Genomic DNA, 20,886 nt, shown 5'->3' on the forward strand with positions numbered 1-20,886 from the left:
ACAAACCTGATCCATAGCACGCTGCGCACGTCCGCTCTCATCTGTACAGCCCCATGCATGCCACCCCTGCGAATACCATGGCGGCGCCGACCCAAAAGCGGGGTAGCAGTCGTTCCTTGAACAATATTGTTGCCAGCAAGGGCACCGCTAGGTAGGCAAGTGCGGCAAAAGGCACAAGCAGTGATAGCGGAAGTGTCTGTAGCGCCTGTACAACCAGCAATACAGAAGCAAGCTGCAACGCGACGGCGGATAGAAGGAGGACGGCCTGGCGTGGTCTGGGGGCGGACAGGGTTGCGGCTTTGATTGACAGCTGTGAGCTCACGCTGCAGCCAACCGACGCCACGCAGAGCGCCGTCTCATAGGCATTCATCGGCTCTCGCGCTTCCGTTGGTAATGAATAGACCGACGACGATCAGCGCTATGCCCAGCCAGAATCCAAGACTCAGCGTTTCATGGAACAGTACGATTCCTGCCAATGGAGTCAGTAGATAAATCAAAGCGGTCCAGGGGTATGCACTGGCCAGCGGCATACGTCGTAGCGTCAGGAACCAAGCCGCAAAGCCGGCAGTAGACGCGACAAGTCCCAGCCAAAGCCATGGATTGAAAGCTATGGTGTGGATCCATCCCAAGTGAGCCGCCGCATAAAGGCCGGCCTGTTTAAGCATGATCTGAGAGGCCGCCATGCAGCCGATCATCAATGCCAGATAAGGCCAGGGGCGGGACGTCGTCATGGTCTAGCGACGATGACGCTCTGTCCGCATGCGATGTCGCGCATCAACGGCGTATGTTCCACCAATGGCTCGACTAGTCGAAGCGCGCGTGCGGCAGCATCGGGACAAAAGAATGGCACCAGGTTGATGAGAGAGGAAGACGAGATGCGAAAGCCTGCCGATTGCAGCCAGCGGCGGATCAGTGAAGGTGCGAAGGAGCGCTCCTCGTGTTCGACATGATAGGTGGAATAGCGCTCCAGCAGCTTCAGCACGGGGTTGAGACCATTCGGTTCCACGATCAGAATCGAGCCCTTGAATCCTGCCATGCCGGCAATGGCGCGGGCGGGGTCCGGCAGATGGTGAAGCACGCCTCGCAACACGATGCAGTCGAATCGATCCTCTCTAAGATAGGGCGACATCTCATAGATATTGCCGACCTCGAACTGCACTGCCGATTCCAGTGCGTATGCCGAAGCCTTGGCACGTGCGGCATCGATAGCTGCGCTGGCAGGATCTACGCCCAGTACGTGTGATGCGCCCAATGAAGGGAACTCAAGGGTGTAGGAGCCATCGCCACAGCCAAGGTCGAGAACGCGCTTGCCGGAAAAGTGAAATGCAGTGGCGACCGCCCGGCTGATACGCGCGTTTGCCAAATTGGCCGACAAGCGATCCGTGGTGTAGCGGTAGGATCCTGTGGTACGAACGTCTTCGTCGAACTGTGCTACGTTTTTCTTGATCTGGTTTGAGTTGCTTTGCTTCATTGGGGATCTCTCGCTGGCTTAACGCCAATGGCCATGATGTTGCCTACCCGCAAGGGCAGCAATGAGCCGGATATTCCGATCAGATCGAGCACCCGCAACAACGCCGCCTTGACGCCGGCAGGCAAGGGGGTCAGGCGCAACCAGTACCGCAATGGGTAGGCATTGCGTATCGCTTTGACCGTCACGTCTTGAAAGCCGTTGGACGACAGTAAGGCGCGGGCCGCGCGATGGCTAAAAAGCTGCAGGTGTTCCACGTCGATGATGGGGGAACGCAGTCCAAGCGCTCGATTCAATGGCGCGCGCCAGTTGTGCACCACCACGGCGAGCATGCCGCCGGGTTCCAGAAGCGTGTATGCGGAACGGACCAACTCGCCCGGATTGGCTACGTGTTCGAGCGTCATGAATGAACAAATCAGCGACACGCGCTGCCCCTTCAGCATTTTCGGATCGAACATGCCTTCGATCAGTAGCGCCTTTACCGCTTCGGGTGCGGCGTTGATCGCCGCACGCGAGGGTTCTACCCCGACGACGGATTTGAAGCCGAAACGTTGCAGATATGGCAGCAATGGACCACTTCCTGCGCCAACGTCCACGGCTCCCGATAGATCCGAAAGTTGCTTGATATGTGGGGCCAATGCTTGCGCGTAGCTAGCTGCCGCAGCAGCGGCTTCCGGCGTGGAATCGTAAGCCGCCTCCGAGTAAGCCTGCGACAGAAAGATATCTTCAGGTGGGCGCGGCGCGAACACCAGATCGCAAGCAGCGCAGCGCACCAGTCGCAGGCACATGAACTCCGGCGTCTTGCGCGAGGCATAGGTGAAGTCGCTGACCTTATTTGGATCGATACGCTCGTCCGCGAAATGTTCGACCTCGCGACCAGCGCAGCCGGGACACGCGCGGTCGGAGGCGGGGTGCAGTCGTGCCTGCCGCTTCATGGCGCGGTTCCCGTGGGTGGTAGTCGAACCTCGCCATGGATGATCAAGTTGCGGCGGATGAAGGCAGGGCGTGCCTTCGCTTCCTCAAAAATCTTGCCGATGTATTCGCCTAGAAGCCCGATCCCGAAAATAGTCATCGATCCGAAAAACATCACCAGCAATGAAATGAAGGTGATCCCTTTCGGTACGGATTCGGGATGGAGAAGTCTCAATGCAATACTGAGCGTCGCCAACAGTATGGTCAGTAAGCATGCACCGCCGCCAAGGGCGGTAAGCAGATGCAGGGGCATGCGGGAGAAAGAAAAGATGCCCTTTTTCGCCCAGCCGATGTTGCGTACCCAGTTGTTGGTGCTCGTGCCAAACATGCGTTCCGGACGCAAGTAGTCGACGCCAACCTGGCGAAAGCCGACAAACGCACGGAGCCCGCGCAGGAAGGCGTCGCGCTCAGTGCATTGAAGCATCCAGTAAACAACTGTGCGATCCAATAGCGAAAAATCGCCGGCATCCTTGGGCACTGGGACTTCGCTCATGGCAGAGAACAATCGGTAGAAGGCGCGATAGCAGGTTTCGAGCAGGAAGGGCATCTCCCGTTTCACGCGGCGGCCGTAGACAACCTCGGCGCCATTTCGCCATTCGCGAACGAAATCGGCGATCAACTCCGGCGGGTCCTGGAGGTCGCCGTCCAACAGGACGCAGGCCTCTTTGCTGGCGTATTCCATGCCGCTACGGAAGGCGGCCTGCGAACCGAAATTGCGCGAGTGGGTGATGCCGATCACGTGCGGGTCCGACGCGCTGAGTGCGCGGATTGTTTCGGCAGAATCGTCCGGCGAACAGTCGTTGACGAAGATGATTTCGTAGTCGATGCCAAGCTGTTGAAACACCGCGGTCAATCGTTGGTGCATTACCGGAATCGCTTGCTCATCCTTATAGCAGGCGATGATGGCTGATACAGAGTTGCGTTTCGCTTGTTCGGGAGATTTCTTGGTCAGGTCGCTGAAGTTTGCAAGCGTCAGTTGCGATTTCCACCATTCTGAGGTGAGGCGAAGGCCGTCGGTTAGGTCGGTCGTGGCTTTCCATCCGAGCAGCCGCGCCGCCTTGTCGGGATTGGCGAACCAGTCGCTCACGTCCCACGCGCGCCCTGCGGAAGCGCTGAACTGCGGCGTTTCATCGATCCCGAACAACGATCGTGCCATCTCTGCAAGGGCATCCAGGCGTGTGGGAACGCCTGAGCCGATATTGAACGATTCGCCGGCAATCTGCGGCCTCATTCGCGCGGCAGCAGAGACGAACGCCAATACGACGTCGTCTATGTACACGAAATCGCGAGAGACATCCGCATGTGCAAACATCGGCAAATGTCCGCGCAGTCCACGCTCGCACAGTGCCGGGATCAGGCGCGAGCTGTCCTCATAGGGGCCATAAACAGAATACAGTCGCAGGTTCACGATCGGGAACTGCCTGATCTTGCCGTAATACGCGATCGCCTGACTCGCTGCGGCTTTGCTCACGGCGTAATGGCTGTTAGGCATCAGCGGAGCATCTTCATCCGGTCCCGAGGCATTGATCCCGTATTCGGATGAGGAGCCCGCGCGCACGTAGGCGACCAGTCGTGATTCCTTCAGCTGCTCTAGTATTCCGATGAAGCTGAGGTAGTTCGTTGCATGGATGCGTTGGAAGTCGTCTTCGAAGGAATACGCTCCGAAGGAGGAGCAGTCGAACACTGTCCGTGGGGCAGTACGGTGGAGCAGCGTCTTGACCGAAATCGCGTCGGTAAGATTGAGAAACGCCAAATTGGCAGCGGCAATGCCATGCAGGCGCCAGGAGTCGCCGGAGAATGTGGTACCTATGACGTCGCTACGCTGTGCCAGACAGGCACGAAGCAGATTCGCGCCGATAAAGCCGCTGGCACCGATTACCAAGATCGGTCCTTCCAGAGCCTTGATCATGTGCTCCATGTTCATGCCTGAAACGCCAGGATCATGGCGCGAATGCCGTGAGCATCAATGCCGCTTTCGCGACGGTGGAAATCTTGTGAGCCGAACAGGCCGGAGGGATAACGTAGCGCTGGGCGGTGGACAAAGTGCCGCACCGCACGGCCCTGTTGCAGGGCGGCCATAGCGGCATGCATGCCGAGTCCTCCTTCTCTGACATGTTCTTCCACCACGAACAGCGGGCCTTCCGACAGCTGCTGCCACAGAGCTTCAGGGATGCATCCGAAATCGAACTCGGTTACTGCCCATACCGCCGGGCGACTCTCGGCAGGAACATCGATCAGCGCCGACCACGCGACGCCGGCCAAGGGCCCCAGCGCAAGTAGCGCGCCGAGTTTGCCGCTTAGCAGTTGTCGCCAGGGTGCATAGGCTGGCACCTGGGCGCCTTGTGGACGCATGTCGTAGCCCAGGCGAAGATAGGTGGGGCCATTCAGATCAGCCAAGAGATACGGTAGGTCATCGTCGAATGCGGGGACCTTGACGCGCATGCCCAGTGCGTTCATCGCAGCGCAATCTTCCAAGGCATGGTGGGTTGGGCCCATGTGTCCATACGCGAAGCCACCGCCGTTCCCAACCAGGCAGACCGGTAGTCCGGGCAGACACACATCGTTGCGAACTTGTTCGAAGGGCCGCGCATAGCAAAACGGCGCAATGCTGTAGGCAAACACGATATTTCCCTCGCGCGCCAACCCCGCGGCAACGCCGATCATGTTCTGCTCCGCCACACCGGCATTGATGAAGCGCTGACCGAAAGCGTCTCGCACCTCTTCCAAGGCCATGAAGCCCAGATCTCCTGTCAGAAAGAAATGCCGTTGTGTATTGCATCCGGCGACGACGGCAGCGGCAAACGCCTTTCTCATGGAGTCTCGTTGGCCAGTTGAGCCGTGGCCTGATCGTACTGGTTCTGGGTCAAGGGCAAATAGTGCGATTCAAGCAGGCCGGCATAATGCGCACCTCGCCCCTTGACGGTATCCATCACCAGCACGGTCGGGGCGCCGCTCAGGCGTGTCATCAATGCGCTCTGCAGCGCTTGCGTGTCGTGTCCGTCGACGCGCACCACATGGGCCCCGAAGGCAAGGAGGCGAGGACTCAGATCGGAGCAGGAAATCACTTCCTGGGTGGTACCGAATCCCTGGAGGCCATTCTGGTCCACCATGATCGTCAGGTTATCCAGGCGCTGATGTACCGCAAAGGTCAGCGCCTCCCAGCAGCTTCCTTCCTGCCATTCGCCATCCGAGCACAGGCAGTACACCCTTCTTTGCGAATCCTGCATGCGCGCCGCCAGCGCCAGGCCAGCGGCCAACGATGGTCCATGGCCCAGCGATCCGGTGGAAAACAACAGCCCGGGAATGCCGGTGCCGCTGGGGTGGCCGGGCAGACGACTGGCATCCTGACCAAAGGTCAGAAGGTCGTCGTCAGTCAGCAGGCCGAGGCTCCAGAGGGTGACATAAAGCGCTCCGGCAGCATGCCCTTTCGAAAGGATGAAACGGTCTTGCGCTCGCAAGACACAGTGATGCAGCACCAGAAGCGCATCCAGGCAAGAAAGGTTTCCCCCAACATGGCCGGATCGTGTTTCGAAGTGCATGCGCAACAGGCGCGCGCGGGCATCGGCGATTAGCGTATCGAGGCTGTCCACTGCCGATGGCTCTCTGTTCATCGCGGCTAGTATAGGTGCGCATGTGACAGGGCGTCACCAAGGGTGACGCGCATATAGGGCCGCGAGGTGCCCACTGTATCGGGCGCCAAGGCAGTAGACCTCTACAGAGCGGCTTCCAGCTCCGGCAACAGCGTGAACAAGTCACCCACCAAGCCGATATCCGCGATCTCGAAGATCGGCGATTCCGCATCCTTGTTGATCGCCACGATCGTGCCGGCGTCCTTGATCCCGGTCAGGTGCTGGATCGCGCCGGAGATGCCGATGGCCACATACAGGTCCGGGGCGATGATCTTGCCGGTCTGGCCGACCTGCAGTTCGTTGGGCACGTAACCGGCATCCACCGCCGCGCGCGAGGCGCCCACCGCGGCGCCGAGCTTGTCGGCAAGGCTGTAGATGTGCTTGAAGTTGTCCGCCGAACCCACGCCGCGGCCGCCGGAGACCACGCGCTTGGCGCTCTGCAGGTCGGGGCGGTCGGACGTGCCCGCGGCCAGGCCGACGAAGCGGGTGTGGATGGGCAGCGTGGCGCTGACGTTGGCCGCTTCGATCGCCGCGCTGCCACCCTGGGCCGCTTCCGGCCAGGAGGCGCTGCGCACGGTGGCGACCACGGTCTGGTCGGCCGGCGCCTGCACGCTGATGATCGCGTTGCCGGCGTAGATCGGGCGCTTGAAGGCGTAGTCGCCATCGACCGCCATCAGGTCGGAGATCTGGTTGACGCCGAGCAGTGCGGCGACCACCGGCATCAGGTCCTTGCCGAAGGTGGTGGAGGGGCCGAACACGTGGCTGTAGCCCTGCGCCAGCTGCGCGATCTGTGGCCCCAGCACCTGCGCGATGGCGTGTTCGTTGGCCGGGTCGGCGACGGTAAGCACGCGGCCGACGCCGGCGATCTGCGCGGCTTGGGCGGCGACGGTGGCCGGGTCGGCGGCCAGCACCACGATGTCGATGGACTCCGGCGACAGCGCCAGCGCGGCGCTGACGGTCTTGGCGGTGGCCGCGTTGAGCTGGCCGTTCAGGTGTTCGGCGACGACGAGGATGTTAGACATCAGAGTGTCCTTTCAAACATGGGGCGCTTGGGGGATGCAGGCTTCGGCATTGAGAAGTCCGGCCATGGATGGCCGGGCTCTTGATCAGGGATGATCACAAAAGCCCCTTCTGCTTGAGTGCGGCCACCAGTTCGGCGGCGTCCTTAACCATCACGCCGCGGCTGCGCTTGGGCGGCGGGGCGTAGTGGGTGGTGGCGAGGCTGTCGTTGGATTCCACGCCCAGGTCGGCGAAGGCCAGGGTCTGCAGCGGCTTGCTCTTGGCCTTCATGATGTCCGGCAGCTTGATGAAGCGCGGCTCGTTCAGGCGCAGGTCGGTGGTCACCACCGCTGGCAGGTCCACTTCCAGCGTTTCCAGGCCGGCGTCGACTTCGCGGGTCACCGTGGCCTTGCCATCGGCGACGACCAGCTTGCCGGCGAAGGTCGCCTGCGGGCGGCCCCACAGCGTGGCCAGCATCTGTCCGGTCTGGTTGGCGTCGTCGTCGATCGCCTGCTTGCCGAGGATGACCAGGTCCGGCTGTTCCTGCTCGACCAGCTTGAGCAGCGTGCGGGCGGCGGTCAGCGGTTGGATCGCCGTATCGGTGACGACGTGGATGGCGCGGTTGGCGCCCATCGCCAGGCCATTGCGCAGGTGCGCGGCGGCATCGGCCGGGGCCAGGGTGACGACCACGACCTCGGTGGCGACGCCGGCGTCGCGCAGGCGCAGCGCTTCTTCCAGGGCGATTTCGTCGAACGGGTTGGGGGAAAGCTTGACGCCCTCGGTCACGACGCCGGAGCCGTCCGGCTTGACCTGGATGCGGACGTTGTAGTCCACCACGCGCTTGTAGGCGACGAGGATTTTCATCTTGTACGAGATCCTTCAGCAGTGCGGGAAGGCCCGGCCGCGGCGGCTGGCACGGGGCAGTCGGTGGATTCTAACCGCCGGCGATGGACCATGCGAGGGCGTATGGTGAATGCGGGTAGGGATCGTGCTGAACGTGATCCAGCGGCAAGTTCCACCTTCGCCTGCCGGCGTTATGCTTTGCGGCCCTCTATCGGCCATCGCTTCGGTCAAGCCGACCAAGACTCCAGGAGACAGGCATTGGCAACATGGCTCGTAACCGGCGGCGCCGGGTTCATCGGCGGCAACTTCGTGCTGGAGGCGGTGTCGCGCGGCGTCCACGTGATCAACCTGGACGCGTTGACCTATGCCGGCAATCTGAACACATTGGCGTCGCTGGAGGGCAACCCCGACCACGTCTTCGTGCAGGGTGATATCGGCGACCGCGAACTGGTCGCGCGCTTGCTCGATGCGCATCAGCCCGATGCGGTGCTGAACTTCGCCGCGGAAAGCCATGTCGACCGCTCCATCGACGGCCCCGGCGCCTTCATCCAGACCAACGTGGTGGGGACGCTGGGCTTGCTGGAAGCGGTACGCGACCACTGGAAGGCGTTGCCCGAGGCGCGCCGCGCCGCGTTCCGCTTCCTGCACGTGTCCACCGACGAGGTCTACGGCACGCTCGGCGAGACCGGCAAGTTCAGCGAGACCACGCCGTACGCGCCCAATTCGCCATACTCGGCCTCCAAGGCCGCCTCCGATCACCTGGTGCGCGCGTTCCACCACACCTACGGGCTGCCGGTGCTGACCACCAACTGCTCGAACAACTACGGCCCCTACCACTTCCCCGAGAAGCTCATCCCACTGGTGATCGCCAAGGCGCTGGCCGGGGAGCCGCTGCCGGTGTACGGCGACGGCAAGCAGGTGCGCGACTGGCTGTTCGTCGGCGACCATTGCGAGGCGATCCGCACGGTGCTGGCCAAGGGCCGGGTCGGCGAGACCTACAACGTCGGCGGCAATTCGGAAAAGCAGAACATCGAAGTGGTGCAGGCGATCTGTGCGCTGCTCGATGCGCGCCGCCCGCGCGCCGACGGCAAGCCCCGCGTCAGCCAGATCACCCATGTCGCCGACCGGCCCGGCCACGATCGCCGTTACGCCATCGATGCGTCCAAGCTGAAGGACGAACTGGGTTGGGAGCCGAAATACAGCTTCGAGCAGGGCATCGCCATCACGGTGGATTGGTACCTGGCCAACCAGGCCTGGGTACAGGGCGTGCTCGACGGCAGCTATCGGCTGGAACGCATCGGCACGGCGGCATAACGCGAGTCCCTCGCAAGTGCCCGCACATCCATGCGCGGACTTCATCTAGGAAGCACCTCATGACCCAACGCAAAGGCATCATCCTGGCCGGCGGCTCCGGCACCCGGCTGTATCCGATCACCAAGGGCGTCAGCAAGCAGCTGTTGCCGGTGTACGACAAGCCGATGATCTACTACCCGCTCAGCGTGCTGATGCTGGCCGGCATCCGCGAGGTGCTGATCATCAACACGCCGCACGAGCAGGCGCTGTTCCGCGCGCTGCTGGGCGACGGCTCGCAGTGGGGCATGCACCTGGAGTACGCGGTGCAGCCGAGCCCGGACGGGCTGGCGCAGGCGTATCTGATCGGTCGCGACTTCGTCGACGGCAAGCCGAGCTGCCTGGTCTTGGGCGACAACATCTTCCACGGCCACGGCCTGACCGAGACCTTGCGCCGTGCCGACGCGCGGCAGCAGGGCGCCACCGTGTTCGGCTATTGGGTCAACGATCCCGAGCGCTATGGCGTGGCCGAGTTCGACCAGGTCGGCAAGGTCATCGACATCGTCGAAAAGCCGGCGCAGCCGCGCTCCAACTATGCGGTCACCGGCCTGTACTTCTACGACGGCCAGGCCAGCGAGCACGCGGCCGCATTGAAGCCGTCGCCGCGCGGAGAGCTGGAGATCACCGATCTCAACCGCCGCTACCTGGACGCGGGCGCATTGCACCTGGAGCCGTTGGGCCGCGGCTATGCCTGGCTCGATACCGGCACCCACCAGTCGCTGCACGAGGCCTCCAACTTCATCGAGACCATTCAGGCGCGGCAAGGATTGCAAGTCTGCTGCCCCGAGGAAATCGCGTTCGGGCAGGGCTGGATCGACGCCGCGCAGCTGGAGAAACTGGCCGCGCCGCTGCTGAAGAACGACTATGGCAAATATCTTCATGCGTTGGCACAACGTGGGGCCGTTCCGTGAAAGTGATAGAGACTGCGCTACCGGGCTGTGTAGTGATTGAACCGGCGGTGTTCGGCGACGAACGCGGCTACTTCTTCGAGACCTGGAATGCCGAGCGTTTCGGTCAGCATGGACTGCCGACGAGCTTCGTGCAGAGCAACGTCTCCACGTCCGCCAAGGGCGTGCTGCGCGGGCTGCATTACCAGTGGCCGCGCCCGCAGGGCAAGCTGGTCAGCGTGCTGGAGGGCGAGGTCTACGACGTGGCTGTGGATATCCGCCGCGGTTCGCCCCATTTTGGCCGCTGGGTAGCGGCCTTGTTGAGCGCGGAGAACAAGAAACAGTTCTGGATACCAGAAGGCTTCGCCCACGGGTTCGCGGTGCTGTCCGAGCGCGCGGTGTTCAGCTATCTGTGTACCGACGTGTACGTGAAGGAAGCCGATGCCGGGATGCGCTGGGACGACGCGGCGATCGGCGTGGATTGGCCGATCAGCCAGCCGGTGCTGTCGGCCAAGGATGCCGTGGCGCCGTTCCTGGCCGATATCGCGGCCGAGCGCTTGCCGGTGTACGCGCCGTGACCACGCTGGTGTTCGGTGCGAACGGCCAGGTCGGCCAGGAGCTGTTGCGCGCGTTGGCCGCGAGCGGGCCGCTGCTGGCGACCACGCGCAGCGGCCGCCTGCCCGACGGCGGCGCCTGCGAAACCGCCGACTTCGACCAGCCGAAGACGCTGAGCGCCTTGCTGGATCGGGTGCAGCCCACGGCCGTCGTCAACGCGGCCGCCTACACCGCGGTGGATCGTGCCGAGCAGGACCGCGACGCGGCCCTGCGCGCCAACGCCGAGGCGCCCGCGGCGATCGCCGGCTGGTGCGCCGCGCACGGCGTGCCGCTGGTGCATTACTCCACCGACTACGTCTTCGATGGCCAGGGCACCCATCCGTATCCCGAGGACGCGCCGACCGCGCCGCTGGGCGTGTATGGCGCCACCAAGCTCGCCGGCGAAGAGGCGATTCGCGCCTCGGGTGCGCAGCACCTGATCTTCCGCACCGCCTGGGTGTACGCCGCGCATGGAAACAATTTCCTGCGCACCATGCTGCGGGTCGGCGCCGAGCGCGACGAGCTGCGCGTGGTCGCCGACCAGGTCGGTACGCCGACGCCGGCGGCGCTGATCGCCGACGTCACCGCGCAGGTGCTCGGGCAGCGCGATGCCGCGCAATCGGGCACCTGGCACCTGACCGCCGCCGGCGAGACCACCTGGCACGGTTTCGCCGAAGCGATCTTCGAGGACGCGCTCGCGGCGGGCTTGCTGACGCGTGCGCCGCGCGTGCTGCCGATCGCCACGGCCGAGTATCCGACCCCGGCCAAGCGCCCGGCGTATTCGCGGCTGGATGTGTCCAGGCTGCAGCGCGATTTTTCGCTGGTGCTGCCGCAATGGCGCGATGGCCTGCGCCGGGTGATCGGCGAACTGGCCGCACAGCCGAAGCCCGCATAAGGCGCCGCGCGCGCTTGAAGCGGATAAAAAAGAGCCGGGGATCGCCCGGCTCTTTTTTTTGCTGTTGCGGCTGGACTCAGGTGCGCCCGTAGGTGTCCTCGAAGCGCACGATGTCGTCCTCGCCCAGATAGCTGCCGGACTGTACTTCGATCAGTTCCAGCGGCAGCTTGCCTGGGTTCTTCAGGCGGTGGGTCACGCCCAGCGGGATGTAGGTGCTCTGGTTCTCGGTGAGCAGCAGTACGTCCTCGCCGCGGGTGACCTCGGCGGTGCCGCTGACCACGATCCAGTGCTCGGCGCGGTGGTGGTGCATCTGCAGGCTCAGCGTGGCGCCGGGCTTGACCGTGATCCGCTTGACCTGGAAGCGCTGGCCGTTGTCGATCGAATCGTAGGCACCCCACGGGCGGTACACCTTGCGGTGCCAGGTGGCCTCGGAGCGGCCACTGGCCTTGATCCTGGCCACGATCTCCTTGACCTCCTGGATGCGTTCGCGATGGCCGACCAGGACTGCGTCGTCGGTCTCGACCACCACCACGTCCTGCAGCCCGACCATCGCGATCAGCCGCGACCCGTAGGCATAGGTGTTGCGGCAATCGATCTCGATCACGTCGCCGTGGTGCGCATTGCCCTGCGCGTCCTGCGGCGACACGTCCAGCAACGCCGACCAAGAGCCCACATCGTTCCAGTTGGCGTCCAGCGGCACCACGACCGCATCGGCGGTCTTTTCCATCACGGCATAGTCGATCGAGTCGGATGGGCTGGCGGCAAAGGCGTCCTTGTCCAGACGGGTGAAATCGGCATCGCGCGTGGCCGCGTTCCAGGCCTTGGTGCAGGCATCAGCGATCGCCGGCTGGAAGCGGCGCAGTTCCTCCAGGTAACGCGAGGCGCGGAACAGGAACATGCCGCTGTTCCAGTAGTACTCGCCCGAGGCCAGGTAGCCCTGCGCGGTCGCCAGGTCGGGTTTCTCGACGAAGCGCTCGACCGCGCTGACCCCGTTGCCGGCGCCGGCCTTGATGTAGCCGTAGCCGGTTTCCGGCGCGGTCGGCTTGATCCCGAAGGTGACCAGCTTGCCTTGCTCGGCGGCCGTCGCGGCGATGCGTACCGCGGCATGGAAGGCCGCTTCGTCGCGGATCACGTGGTCGGAGGGAAGGACAAGCAGCAGCGGATCGGCGCCGTCGCGGGTCGCCTCCAGCGCCGCCACGGCGATGGCTGGCGCGGTATTGCGACCCTTGGGCTCGAGCAGGATCGACTGCGGCTGCACGCCGATCTGCTGCAGTTGTTCGGCGGCGACGAAGCGGTGCTCTTCGTTGGCGACCACGATCGGCGCGTGCCCGGCGACCGGTGCTGCACGCAGCCAGGTGGCCTGCAGCATGCTGTGTTCGCCGACCAGCGGCAGGAACTGCTTCGGATAGGACTCGCGGGATAGCGGCCACAACCGCGTGCCGGAACCGCCGGACAGGATGATGGGCAGGACGTCGCTCATGGGCGGGGGAACTCCATAGATGCGTTGAAGGAAATGGTGGAAGACATGAAGCCGATCATGCTTTCAGCAGGTTGGAGATTTCAATGGTGCGCTGTTCCAGCAGCGCCGCATCACCACGCGTTTCCACGTTCAGGCGCAGCAGCGGTTCGGTATTGGAACTGCGCAGGTTGAAGCGCCACTGCGCGAATTCGGCGCTGACGCCGTCGGTGTAGTCCAGCGTCGGCGACTGCGCGGCGTAGTGCTCCATCACGCGGGCCACCGCGGCCTTGGCATCAGCGACCTTGAAGTTGATCTCGCCGCTGCACGGGAATTTCTGCATGCGCGCCTCGACCAGGTCGGCCAGCGAGCGGCCCGACTGCGACACCAGTTCGGCGATCAGCAGCCATGGGATCATGCCCGAGTCGGCGTAGGCGAACTCGCGGAAATAGTGGTGCGCGCTCATCTCGCCGCCGTACACGGCGTTTTCGCTGCGCATCTTCTCCTTGATGAAGGCATGGCCGCTCTTGCACAGCACCGGCACGCCGCCGGAATCCTCCACCATCTCGATCGTGTTCCAGGTCAGGCGCGGGTCGTGCACCACCTTCCCGCCCGGCTGCTTGGCCAGGATCGCCTGCGCCAGCAGGCCGACCAGGTAATAGCCTTCGATGAAGCGGCCGTTCTCGTCGAAGAAGAAGCAACGGTCGAAATCGCCGTCCCAGGCGATGCCGAAGTCGGCGCCGTGTTGCTTGACCGCCGTGGCCGTGGCCTCGCGATTCTCCGGCAGCAGCGGGTTCGGGATGCCATTGGGGAAGTGGCCGTCCGGTTCGTGGAACACGCGCACGAACTCGAACGGCAGGTGCGGCGCCAGCAGGTCGACGATGGCGCCGGCGCCGCCGTTGCCGGCGTTGACCGCCAGCTTCAGCGGCTTGAGCGTGGACACGTCCACGTAGCTCAGCAGGTGCTCGATGTAGGCGCTCTTGTCCGGACGGCTGTGCTCGGCCGCGGTCGGGGCGCCGGCGGGCGCGGTGTCGGCGGCCACGGTGTCGCGGATCGCGAACAGGCCGGTATCGGAGCTGATCGGGCGCGCGTTCTCGCGCACCAGCTTCATGCCGTTGTAGTCCATCGGGTTGTGGCTGGCGGTGACCATCACTCCGCCGGCGGCCTTCAGGTGATCGGTCTGGAAATACACTTCCTCGGTACCGCACAGGCCGATGTCGATGACCTCGCGGCCGCTGGCGCGCAGGCCGGCGGACAGCGCGTCCTGCAGCCCTTGGCTGGCCAGGCGCACGTCGTGGCCGACCACTACCGGCCCGCTCTCCAATTGCCCCGCCAGCGCCACGCCGATACGGCGGGCCAGGTCCTCGTTCAGTTCGTCGGGAACGCGGCCGCGGATGTCGTAGGCCTTGAATGCGGGAAGCGGCATAGGTGAAGGGTCCTGGCTTGGGGGAAACCGGAGTGTAACGTTCCAGCCCTTAATCGGTCGTTGCGGCAGTGCGACGTAGGCCACGGTCGGCGAGCGGCTAAACTAGCTGTCTACTCCAATGCGGATGCGGGCCAATGGGCGACACCTCCCCCCGGGCGACCGGGCGACGCGGCAAGCTTTTCCCCGATGCGGCCACGGCGCTGGCCGACGTGGTGGCGAACGGCCAGACCCTGGCGGTCGGCGGTTTCGGCCTGTGCGGCATCCCCGAGGCGCTGATCGCGGCATTGCGCGACAGCGCCGTGACCGGGCTCACGGTCATCTCCAACAATGCCGGCGTCGACGGCTTCGGCCTCGGCCAACTGCTGGCGACCCGGCAGATCCGCAAGATGATCTCGTCCTATGTCGGCGAGAACAAGGAATTCGAGCGCCAGTACCTGGCCGGCGAGCTGGAGCTGGAGTTCAATCCGCAGGGCACCCTGGCCGAACGGCTGCGCGCCGGCGGCGCCGGTATCCCCGCGTTCTTCACCGCTACCGGCTACGGCACCGTCGTCGCCGAGGGCAAGGAGACGCGCGAGTTCGACGGCAAGCACTACGTGCTGGAGACCGCGCTGCACGCCGACGTGGCCCTGATCAAGGCGTGGAAGGCCGACGCCGCCGGCAACCTGGTGTTCCGCAAGACCGCGCGCAACTTCAACCCGGCCTGCGCGATGGCCGGCAAGGTCTGCATCGCCGAGGTCGAGCAGCTCGTCGACACCGGCAGCATCGATCCGGACCAGGTGCACCTGCCCGGCATCTACGTCGACCGCATCGTGCACAATCCGCATCCGGAAAAACGCATCGAACAGCGCACCCTGCGCCAGAAGGACGCCTGACATGGCCTGGACCCGCGACGAAATGGCGCAGCGCGCCGCCCGCGAACTCACCGACGGCGCCTACGTGAACCTGGGCATCGGCCTGCCGACCCTGGTCGCCAACCACATCCCCGAGGGCGTGGACGTGTGGCTGCAGTCGGAGAACGGCCTGCTCGGCATCGGCCCGTTCCCGAGCGAGGACGAGGTCGACGCCGACCTGATCAACGCCGGCAAGCAGACCGTCACCGCCCGCGCCGGCGCCAGCTATTTCGGCAGCCACGATTCCTTCGCGATGATCCGCGGCGGCCACATCGACCTGGCGATCCTGGGCGCGATGCAGGTCAGCGCGCGCGGCGACCTGGCCAACTGGATGGTGCCGGGCAAGATGGTCAAGGGCATGGGCGGGGCGATGGACCTGGTCGCCGGGGTCAAGCGCGTGGTGGTGCTGATGGAGCACGTGGCCAAGGACGGCAGCCACAAGATCCTGCCCGACTGCGACCTGCCGCTGACCGGCGTGGCGGTGGTCGACCGCATCATCACCGACCTGGCGGTGTTCGACGTGACCGCGGAGGGACTGGTGCTGGTGGAGGCGGCCGATGGCGTGGACGAGGCCGAATTGCAGGCCAAGACCGGCGTGTCATTCCGAGCCTAAGGCGGTATGCGTCCAGGCGTCACAATCGACTTTTGCGCGCGTATCTGTAGTCGCCGGAAGCGGTTTCCGGCTCTCCGGCGACGGATGCTGCGCTGCATAGCGCGTAGCCTTGGTGGAGTACAGACAGGCTGAACAAGCGTTCGATAGCGTGAGCCAAAGTGCCGTCCACTTGCCCGGCCTCCTCTTCGAATTCGCTTGGTCGAAGATGGCAATCCAGTAGGGGACGCATCGCGTCCAGGCGGATCCAGAACATGCTGCCGCAAGCGAATACGGTGTCCTCTACGTCCGGTTGCGCGAGTCCCATGCGTGTCGTAAGCGAGCGCACGAGCTGCTCATTGGCTCCCCAATAGTAGGCCAGCGGCTGGATATGACCTTCCGGGGCTACCAGTCCGAGCTCAGGTCGTTCGTTGAAGGCCTCAATGATCGCTTTGGCGCGCTGGCGCGTGAGCAAGCTGTTCACCATCTCTCTCCGCCAGCGATCGCCGTCATGACGGTGAGTGGAGCGTTTGGTATGCAGCTTCAGCACCAAAGACGCGCCTGCATTGATCAGTCGATCCGCAATGCGGAGAAACGGCAGGATGTCGCGACCATGATTGTCGTGGACGACGACTTCGGCCGTCATCGCGCGGAGCGCGAGAGTTCGGTTTACAGCGTCGAGGTTGTTTTGAGGAGTGGTTACGATGAGGTGGTGATCGAAGGCGGCATCACGCAGTTGGGCCAGCAGTTCGTCCAGAACATCGACATACCACGCATGAATGACGACATAGGGGATGGGGTCGGCAGTTCGATTTCGTCCAAGCGCGCGGCGGGTCGCTTCCAGCCATGCATGGCCCAGCCGTGCATCTGGTTCCAGAACGGCTCCCTCTGCCCATTCGTTCCACGCGTTGATAAAGACCAAGCGGTGCGCGTCAGCCGCGGTTGCAAGCCTGGTGTGGATGGTTCGATGGAGCCAGTCTTCGTACCCTCTTGGCGAAGCGTGTTGATAGATGCGGCCCTTGCCGGATCGGCGGGGTTCGTTGTCCCAACCTGGATTGACACCGGGATACAGCGTGTAGTCTGGCAAAGGCCTGGTGGCTAGATCGGCGGCCATTTCACGCCAGTCCAGCACATCCCCGGAAAAATCGGGATTGATGAGCCGCTGCGATGCGGCTATCGACGGCGGATTGCTCATGTTCGGAGGGAACTCCACCGCAGCATCGAAACCGATGTCGCGTGGGTCTGGGCGCTCGAATCCTTGCACATACGCCAAGTGGATTTCACCGATGCCGTTTGCAAGACACCATTCGCGCCATCGCTGTGCCGTCGCCTTCGGGTTCGGCATCAGAGCGGGGCGATAGACCAAAATGACGGGCTTTCCTTCCACGCGCAGATAGCGCGTGTCGCGCAGATAGCTTCCGATATGCGCGATGAATTCAAGGTCGTCTTCGGGACTATGTTGCTGGCTGATCAAGACATCGGTGTTGCGGCCATCCCATCGGCGAGCCCAATTCTCGTTTGCCCAGCATAGGCAGTAAGGCAGGTTGATTGTGGCGTCTTCCCGCCATTTGCGCACAGGTTCTTCCAGCAGCGTTTTGCCGGCAAACCAGTAGAAGTAGAAACAGAAGGCGCCGATTCCATATTCGGAGGCCAGCTTCGCTTGCTGGCGCATCACCTCCCCGTCGCGAAGGTTGTAAAACCCCAAGTCCGCTGGAATCCGAGGCTGCATATGGCCATAAAACTGCGGCAGTGCGCGGCTCACGTTTCGCCATTCGGTGAATCCTTTGCCCCACCATGCATCGTTTTCCGGAATGGCGTGGAATTGCGGAAGATAAAACGCAATCAAGGTGGCAGGTAACGGCGATGGCATGTTGCCGAGGCTATGGGAAACATGCCCAATCGCGGCTTCGTCGCTGCGAAAGAGGGGGCGTAGGGTGATGTTGCCTGCTTCGATAAAATGGCCCTTGGGCGGCGTCGGTGTCCATGCTGCATAGTTGTCCAGGAACCAGCCCCGCCATCTGTCTCGCGTACCTTCGGAAATCGGAGCGGCACGAAAGCCTGCCCGTAATAGTCGATAGACGGCAGAGCGGAAGCGTGCGGGAAGGGAAGAGCTCATCAGATGCAAATCACAGGTTCTGGTAGTTCGGGCCGGAGCCGCCTTCCGGCGTGACCCAGTTGATGATCTCGTAGGGATCCTTGATGTCACAGGTCTTGCAGTGCACGCAGTTGGCGGCGTTGATCTGCAGGCGTTTGCCGGCCGCGTCGTCGACGATCTCGTAGACCGCGGCGGGGCAGAAGCGGGTGCAGGGGTTGCCGTATTCCTCGGTGCAGCGGGTCACGCAGATCTGCGGGTCCAGTACGTGCAGGTGCACGGGCTGGTCCTCGTCGTGTTCGGTGGCGGCGAAGTACACGCCCTGCAGGCGGTCGCGCGGCGCCAGTTCGCGCTGCACGTAGCCGCGCTTGGGCTGTTCGTGCTCGCCGAGCCGGTCCAGCGACGACCAGTCCGCCGTCACCTTCAGCGTCCACGGCGAAGCGCCCTTGACCAGGGTCTCCCAGGCGCCGTTGAGCAGGCCGAACCACATGCCCTTCTTGAACCCGGGCTTGATGTTGCGCACCTGGCGCAGTTCGGCCATCACCTCCGAGCCGCGCAGCTTGGCGTCGAAACCCGCCGGATCCAGTGCGGCGGCGGCGGCCAGGTGTTCGGCGGCGAGCATGCCGCTGCGGATCGCCTGGTGGGTGCCCTTGATCTTGGGTACGTTGAGCAGGCCGGCGGTGTCGCCGATCAGCAGCGCGCCGGGCATCTCCACCTTCGGCAGCGACTGCCAGCCGCCGCTGGCGATGGCGCGGGCGCCGGCCGACAGGATGGTGCCGCCTTCCAGCAGCGGCTTCATCAGCGGGTGGTTCTTCCATTGCTGGAACGCTTCCCACGGCCGGTACTCGGGGTCGTGGTAATCCAGGCCGCTGACGTAGCCCAGCGCCACCTGGTTGTTGTCCAGGTGGTACAGGAAACTGCCGGCATAGGTGGCGTTGTCGGCCGGCCAGCCCAGGGTGTGCACGATCTTGCCGGGCACCACGCGGCCTTCCGGCAGCTGCCACAGTTCCTTGATGCCGATCGAGAAGGCCTGCGGATCGTGCCCGGCGTCGAGCGCGAAACGCTTGATCAGGCGCTTGGTCAGGTGGCCACGCGCGCCCTCGGCCAGCACCGTGACCTTGGCGCGGATGTCGATGCCGGGGGTGTAGCCGGGCTTGTGCGCGCCGTCCTTGGCCACGCCCATGTCGCCGATGCGCACGCCGAGCACGGTGCCGTCGTCGGCATGCAGGGTCTCGGCCGCGGCGAAGCCGGGGTAGATCTCCACGCCCAGCGCCTCGGCCTGCGGCGCCAGCCACGCGCACAGCGCGCCGAGGCTGACGATGAAGTTGCCGTGGTTGCGCATGCCCGGCGGCACGATCGGGAACTTGCGTCCGCCGTTCTTGCTCAGGTGCCAGAATTCGTCCTCGCCGGCCGGCACGCAGATCGGCGGCGGGTTGTCGCGCCAGCCGGGCAGCAGTGCGTCCAGCGGAGCCGGTTCGATCACCGCGCCGGACAGGATCTGCGCGCCGACCGCGCTGGCCTTCTCGATCACGCAGACCGAAATGTCCGGGTTGAGTTGCTTGAGCCGGATCGCGAACGCCAGCCCGGCCGGGCCCGCGCCGACGGTGACCACGTCGTATTCCATGACGTCGCGTTCCACTGGCTCCGGCGCGCTGGCGCCGCCCTCCAATTCCGTCATCTGGTCCGCTCCCGTTGGCTCGATCTGGCTGTCTGCATTTTCAGGCTTTGTGCGTGGCGGGGCAAATTCCGGACGCTGGCGTATGGTGGGCCAGGGCATGCTAGCGTGGCGCGATGCAACTGGACCTGCCCGGCGCCGACGTCCGCTGGCTGCCTGGCTGGCTGGCGCCGGCCGAAGCCGCGGCGCTGTTCGCGCAGTTGCTGGCCGAGGTGGAGTGGGAGGTTCATCGCATCCGCCTGTTCGGGCGGCTGGTGGATTCGCCGCGGCTGAGTTGCTGGATCGGCGACCAGGAGGCGAGCTACCGCTACTCCGGCACCCGCTTCGCGCCGCATCCGTGGCCGCCGGCGTTACGGTCGTTACGCGAACGGCTGGCCGCGGAAACCGGCGTGCCGTTCAACAGCGTGCTCGCCAATCGCTACCGCGACGGCCGCGACGCGATGGGCTGGCACAGCGACGACGAGAAGGAACTCGGCCCGCACCCACTGATCGCCTCGTTGAGCCTGGGCGCCACGCGCCGCTTCGTGCTGCGCCATCGCCAGCAGCCGACGCTGCGCCAGGCGCTGGAACTGAGCGCCGGCGGGTTGTTGTTGATGGGCGGGGAGACCCAGCGGCTCTATCGGCACGCGCTGCCGCGGACTGCAAAGCCGGTGGGCGAGCGGATCAATCTGACGTTTCGCAGGATCGCCGCAGCGTAAGCGGCGCATCCCCTTCTCCCATCGGGACCATGGCCCCCTTTTAGGGGGAAGGTGCCCCGAAGGGGCGGAGGAGGGTACGGACGCAGCCTCGTGCACCCAAACTCCGCGAATCGCTTCGCGCCGACCCTCACCCCAACCCCTCTCCCGGTGGGAGAGGGGCTTAAGCCAGCGCCTCAGCCCGCGCAGGTTGAGTTTCCTTCTCCCTGCGGGAGAAGGTGCCCCGCAGGGGCGGATGAGGGTACGGACGCAGCCTCGTGCACCCAAACTCCGCGAGACGCTTCGCGCCCGACCCTCACCCCAACCCCTCTCCCGAGGGGAGAGGGGCTAAGCGCGCCGCGGCTGTTCCTTCTCCGGTCGGGGCCATGGCCCCTTTTCGGGGGAAGGTGCCCCGAAGGGACGGATGAAGGTCCGGCGCAGCCTTGT

At 64.3% G+C, this 20,886-nt stretch carries 20 protein-coding genes; 7 read left to right on the top strand and 13 right to left on the bottom strand.

The window, feature by feature from the left end; all coding sequences use genetic code 11:
* Positions 1–37 precede the first annotated feature (37 nt).
* The 9 genes from J2Y70_RS22255 to J2Y70_RS09800 all read right to left on the bottom strand — a co-directional run bounded on the left by J2Y70_RS22255 (position 38) and on the right by J2Y70_RS09800 (position 7,932).
* Positions 38–370: an EamA family transporter gene (locus tag J2Y70_RS22255; RefSeq protein WP_369011087.1), complete on the bottom strand. Its 333-nt coding sequence runs from the start codon at positions 368–370 to the stop codon at positions 38–40.
* Positions 357–731 carry an SMR family transporter gene (locus J2Y70_RS09765; protein ID WP_309916579.1) on the bottom strand — a complete coding sequence of 125 codons (375 nt, stop codon included), beginning with the start codon at positions 729–731 and terminating at the stop codon, positions 357–359. Before J2Y70_RS09765 ends, J2Y70_RS22255 begins: the two co-directional genes overlap by 14 nt.
* Positions 728–1,471 (bottom strand): bifunctional 2-polyprenyl-6-hydroxyphenol methylase/3-demethylubiquinol 3-O-methyltransferase UbiG, encoded by a 744-nt coding sequence (locus J2Y70_RS09770; RefSeq protein ID WP_206233608.1) that lies wholly within the window; start codon positions 1,469–1,471, stop codon positions 728–730. Before J2Y70_RS09770 ends, J2Y70_RS09765 begins: the two co-directional genes overlap by 4 nt.
* Positions 1,468–2,403, bottom strand: a complete 936-nt coding sequence (locus J2Y70_RS09775; protein WP_206233606.1) for a class I SAM-dependent methyltransferase — start codon at positions 2,401–2,403, stop codon at positions 1,468–1,470. Before J2Y70_RS09775 ends, J2Y70_RS09770 begins: the two co-directional genes overlap by 4 nt.
* A complete protein-coding gene (locus J2Y70_RS09780) occupies positions 2,400–4,349 on the bottom strand; it encodes an NAD-dependent epimerase/dehydratase family protein (protein WP_309916584.1) in 1,950 nt (649 codons plus the stop codon). Before J2Y70_RS09780 ends, J2Y70_RS09775 begins: the two co-directional genes overlap by 4 nt.
* A gap of 11 nt (positions 4,350–4,360) precedes the next feature.
* Complete coding sequence (locus J2Y70_RS09785) at positions 4,361–5,254, bottom strand: hypothetical protein (protein WP_309916587.1); 894 nt, start codon at positions 5,252–5,254, stop codon at positions 4,361–4,363.
* On the bottom strand, positions 5,251–6,030 hold the full coding sequence (locus tag J2Y70_RS09790; protein ID WP_309916590.1) for a 1-deoxy-D-xylulose-5-phosphate synthase N-terminal domain-containing protein: 780 nt from the start codon (positions 6,028–6,030) through the stop codon (positions 5,251–5,253). The genes J2Y70_RS09785 and J2Y70_RS09790 overlap by 4 nt, the downstream gene beginning before the upstream one ends.
* A 122-nt stretch (positions 6,031–6,152) precedes the next feature.
* Entirely contained in the window at positions 6,153–7,091 is a 939-nt protein-coding gene (locus J2Y70_RS09795) for an electron transfer flavoprotein subunit alpha/FixB family protein (RefSeq protein WP_309916593.1), read from the bottom strand.
* A 94-nt stretch (positions 7,092–7,185) separates the two neighbouring features.
* Positions 7,186–7,932, bottom strand: a complete 747-nt coding sequence (locus J2Y70_RS09800) for an electron transfer flavoprotein subunit beta/FixA family protein (protein WP_309916595.1) — start codon at positions 7,930–7,932, stop codon at positions 7,186–7,188.
* 237 nt (positions 7,933–8,169) lie between these two features.
* On the opposite strand from J2Y70_RS09800, the gene rfbB reads away from it, so the two are divergent.
* Genes rfbB through rfbD form a run of 4 tightly spaced genes read left to right on the top strand, consistent with a single transcriptional unit; the run spans position 8,170 to position 11,637 of the window.
* Positions 8,170–9,225, top strand: coding sequence for a dTDP-glucose 4,6-dehydratase (gene rfbB / locus J2Y70_RS09805; RefSeq protein ID WP_309916598.1), 1,056 nt, complete (start codon positions 8,170–8,172; stop codon positions 9,223–9,225).
* Between the two features lie 59 nt (positions 9,226–9,284).
* The gene (rfbA, locus tag J2Y70_RS09810) at positions 9,285–10,172 is read left to right on the top strand and encodes a glucose-1-phosphate thymidylyltransferase RfbA (RefSeq protein WP_309916601.1); all 888 of its coding nucleotides are present in this window, start codon (positions 9,285–9,287) and stop codon (positions 10,170–10,172) included.
* A complete protein-coding gene (gene rfbC / locus J2Y70_RS09815) occupies positions 10,169–10,726 on the top strand; it encodes a dTDP-4-dehydrorhamnose 3,5-epimerase (protein WP_309916604.1) in 558 nt (185 codons plus the stop codon). Before rfbA ends, rfbC begins: the two co-directional genes overlap by 4 nt.
* Positions 10,723–11,637 carry a dTDP-4-dehydrorhamnose reductase gene (gene rfbD, locus J2Y70_RS09820; protein WP_309916607.1) on the top strand — a complete coding sequence of 305 codons (915 nt, stop codon included), beginning with the start codon at positions 10,723–10,725 and terminating at the stop codon, positions 11,635–11,637. Before rfbC ends, rfbD begins: the two co-directional genes overlap by 4 nt.
* Before the next feature lie 76 nt (positions 11,638–11,713).
* Here rfbD and J2Y70_RS09825 read toward each other — a convergent pair whose 3' ends face one another.
* Both J2Y70_RS09825 and J2Y70_RS09830 read right to left on the bottom strand, forming a co-directional pair.
* A complete protein-coding gene (locus J2Y70_RS09825; RefSeq protein ID WP_263397170.1) occupies positions 11,714–13,117 on the bottom strand; it encodes a mannose-1-phosphate guanylyltransferase/mannose-6-phosphate isomerase in 1,404 nt (467 codons plus the stop codon).
* 55 nt (positions 13,118–13,172) lie between these two features.
* A complete protein-coding gene (locus tag J2Y70_RS09830; RefSeq protein ID WP_309916610.1) occupies positions 13,173–14,519 on the bottom strand; it encodes a phosphomannomutase in 1,347 nt (448 codons plus the stop codon).
* Between the two features lie 134 nt (positions 14,520–14,653).
* Here J2Y70_RS09830 and J2Y70_RS09835 point away from each other — a divergent pair, with 134 nt between their 5' ends.
* The gene (locus tag J2Y70_RS09835; RefSeq protein WP_263397172.1) at positions 14,654–15,391 is read left to right on the top strand and encodes a CoA transferase subunit A; all 738 of its coding nucleotides are present in this window, start codon (positions 14,654–14,656) and stop codon (positions 15,389–15,391) included.
* 1 nt (position 15,392) lies between these two features.
* Positions 15,393–16,022, top strand: a complete 630-nt coding sequence (locus J2Y70_RS09840; RefSeq protein WP_309916613.1) for a CoA transferase subunit B — start codon at positions 15,393–15,395, stop codon at positions 16,020–16,022.
* A 19-nt stretch (positions 16,023–16,041) separates the two neighbouring features.
* Here the strand turns inward: J2Y70_RS09840 and J2Y70_RS09845 are convergent, their stop codons facing one another.
* Together J2Y70_RS09845 and J2Y70_RS09850 are read right to left on the bottom strand one after the other, a co-directional pair.
* Positions 16,042–18,117, bottom strand: a complete 2,076-nt coding sequence (locus tag J2Y70_RS09845; RefSeq protein ID WP_309917053.1) for a glycoside hydrolase family 99-like domain-containing protein — start codon at positions 18,115–18,117, stop codon at positions 16,042–16,044.
* Between the two features lie 7 nt (positions 18,118–18,124).
* Positions 18,125–19,768, bottom strand: coding sequence for an electron transfer flavoprotein-ubiquinone oxidoreductase (locus J2Y70_RS09850; protein ID WP_309916616.1), 1,644 nt, complete (start codon positions 19,766–19,768; stop codon positions 18,125–18,127).
* A gap of 113 nt (positions 19,769–19,881) precedes the next feature.
* On the opposite strand from J2Y70_RS09850, the gene J2Y70_RS09855 reads away from it, so the two are divergent.
* Complete coding sequence (locus J2Y70_RS09855; protein WP_309916619.1) at positions 19,882–20,463, top strand: alpha-ketoglutarate-dependent dioxygenase AlkB; 582 nt, start codon at positions 19,882–19,884, stop codon at positions 20,461–20,463.
* Positions 20,464–20,886 lie beyond the last annotated feature (423 nt).

This window comes from Xanthomonas sp. 1678, from assembly GCF_031455575.1.
GTDB lineage: Bacteria > Pseudomonadota > Gammaproteobacteria > Xanthomonadales > Xanthomonadaceae > Xanthomonas_A.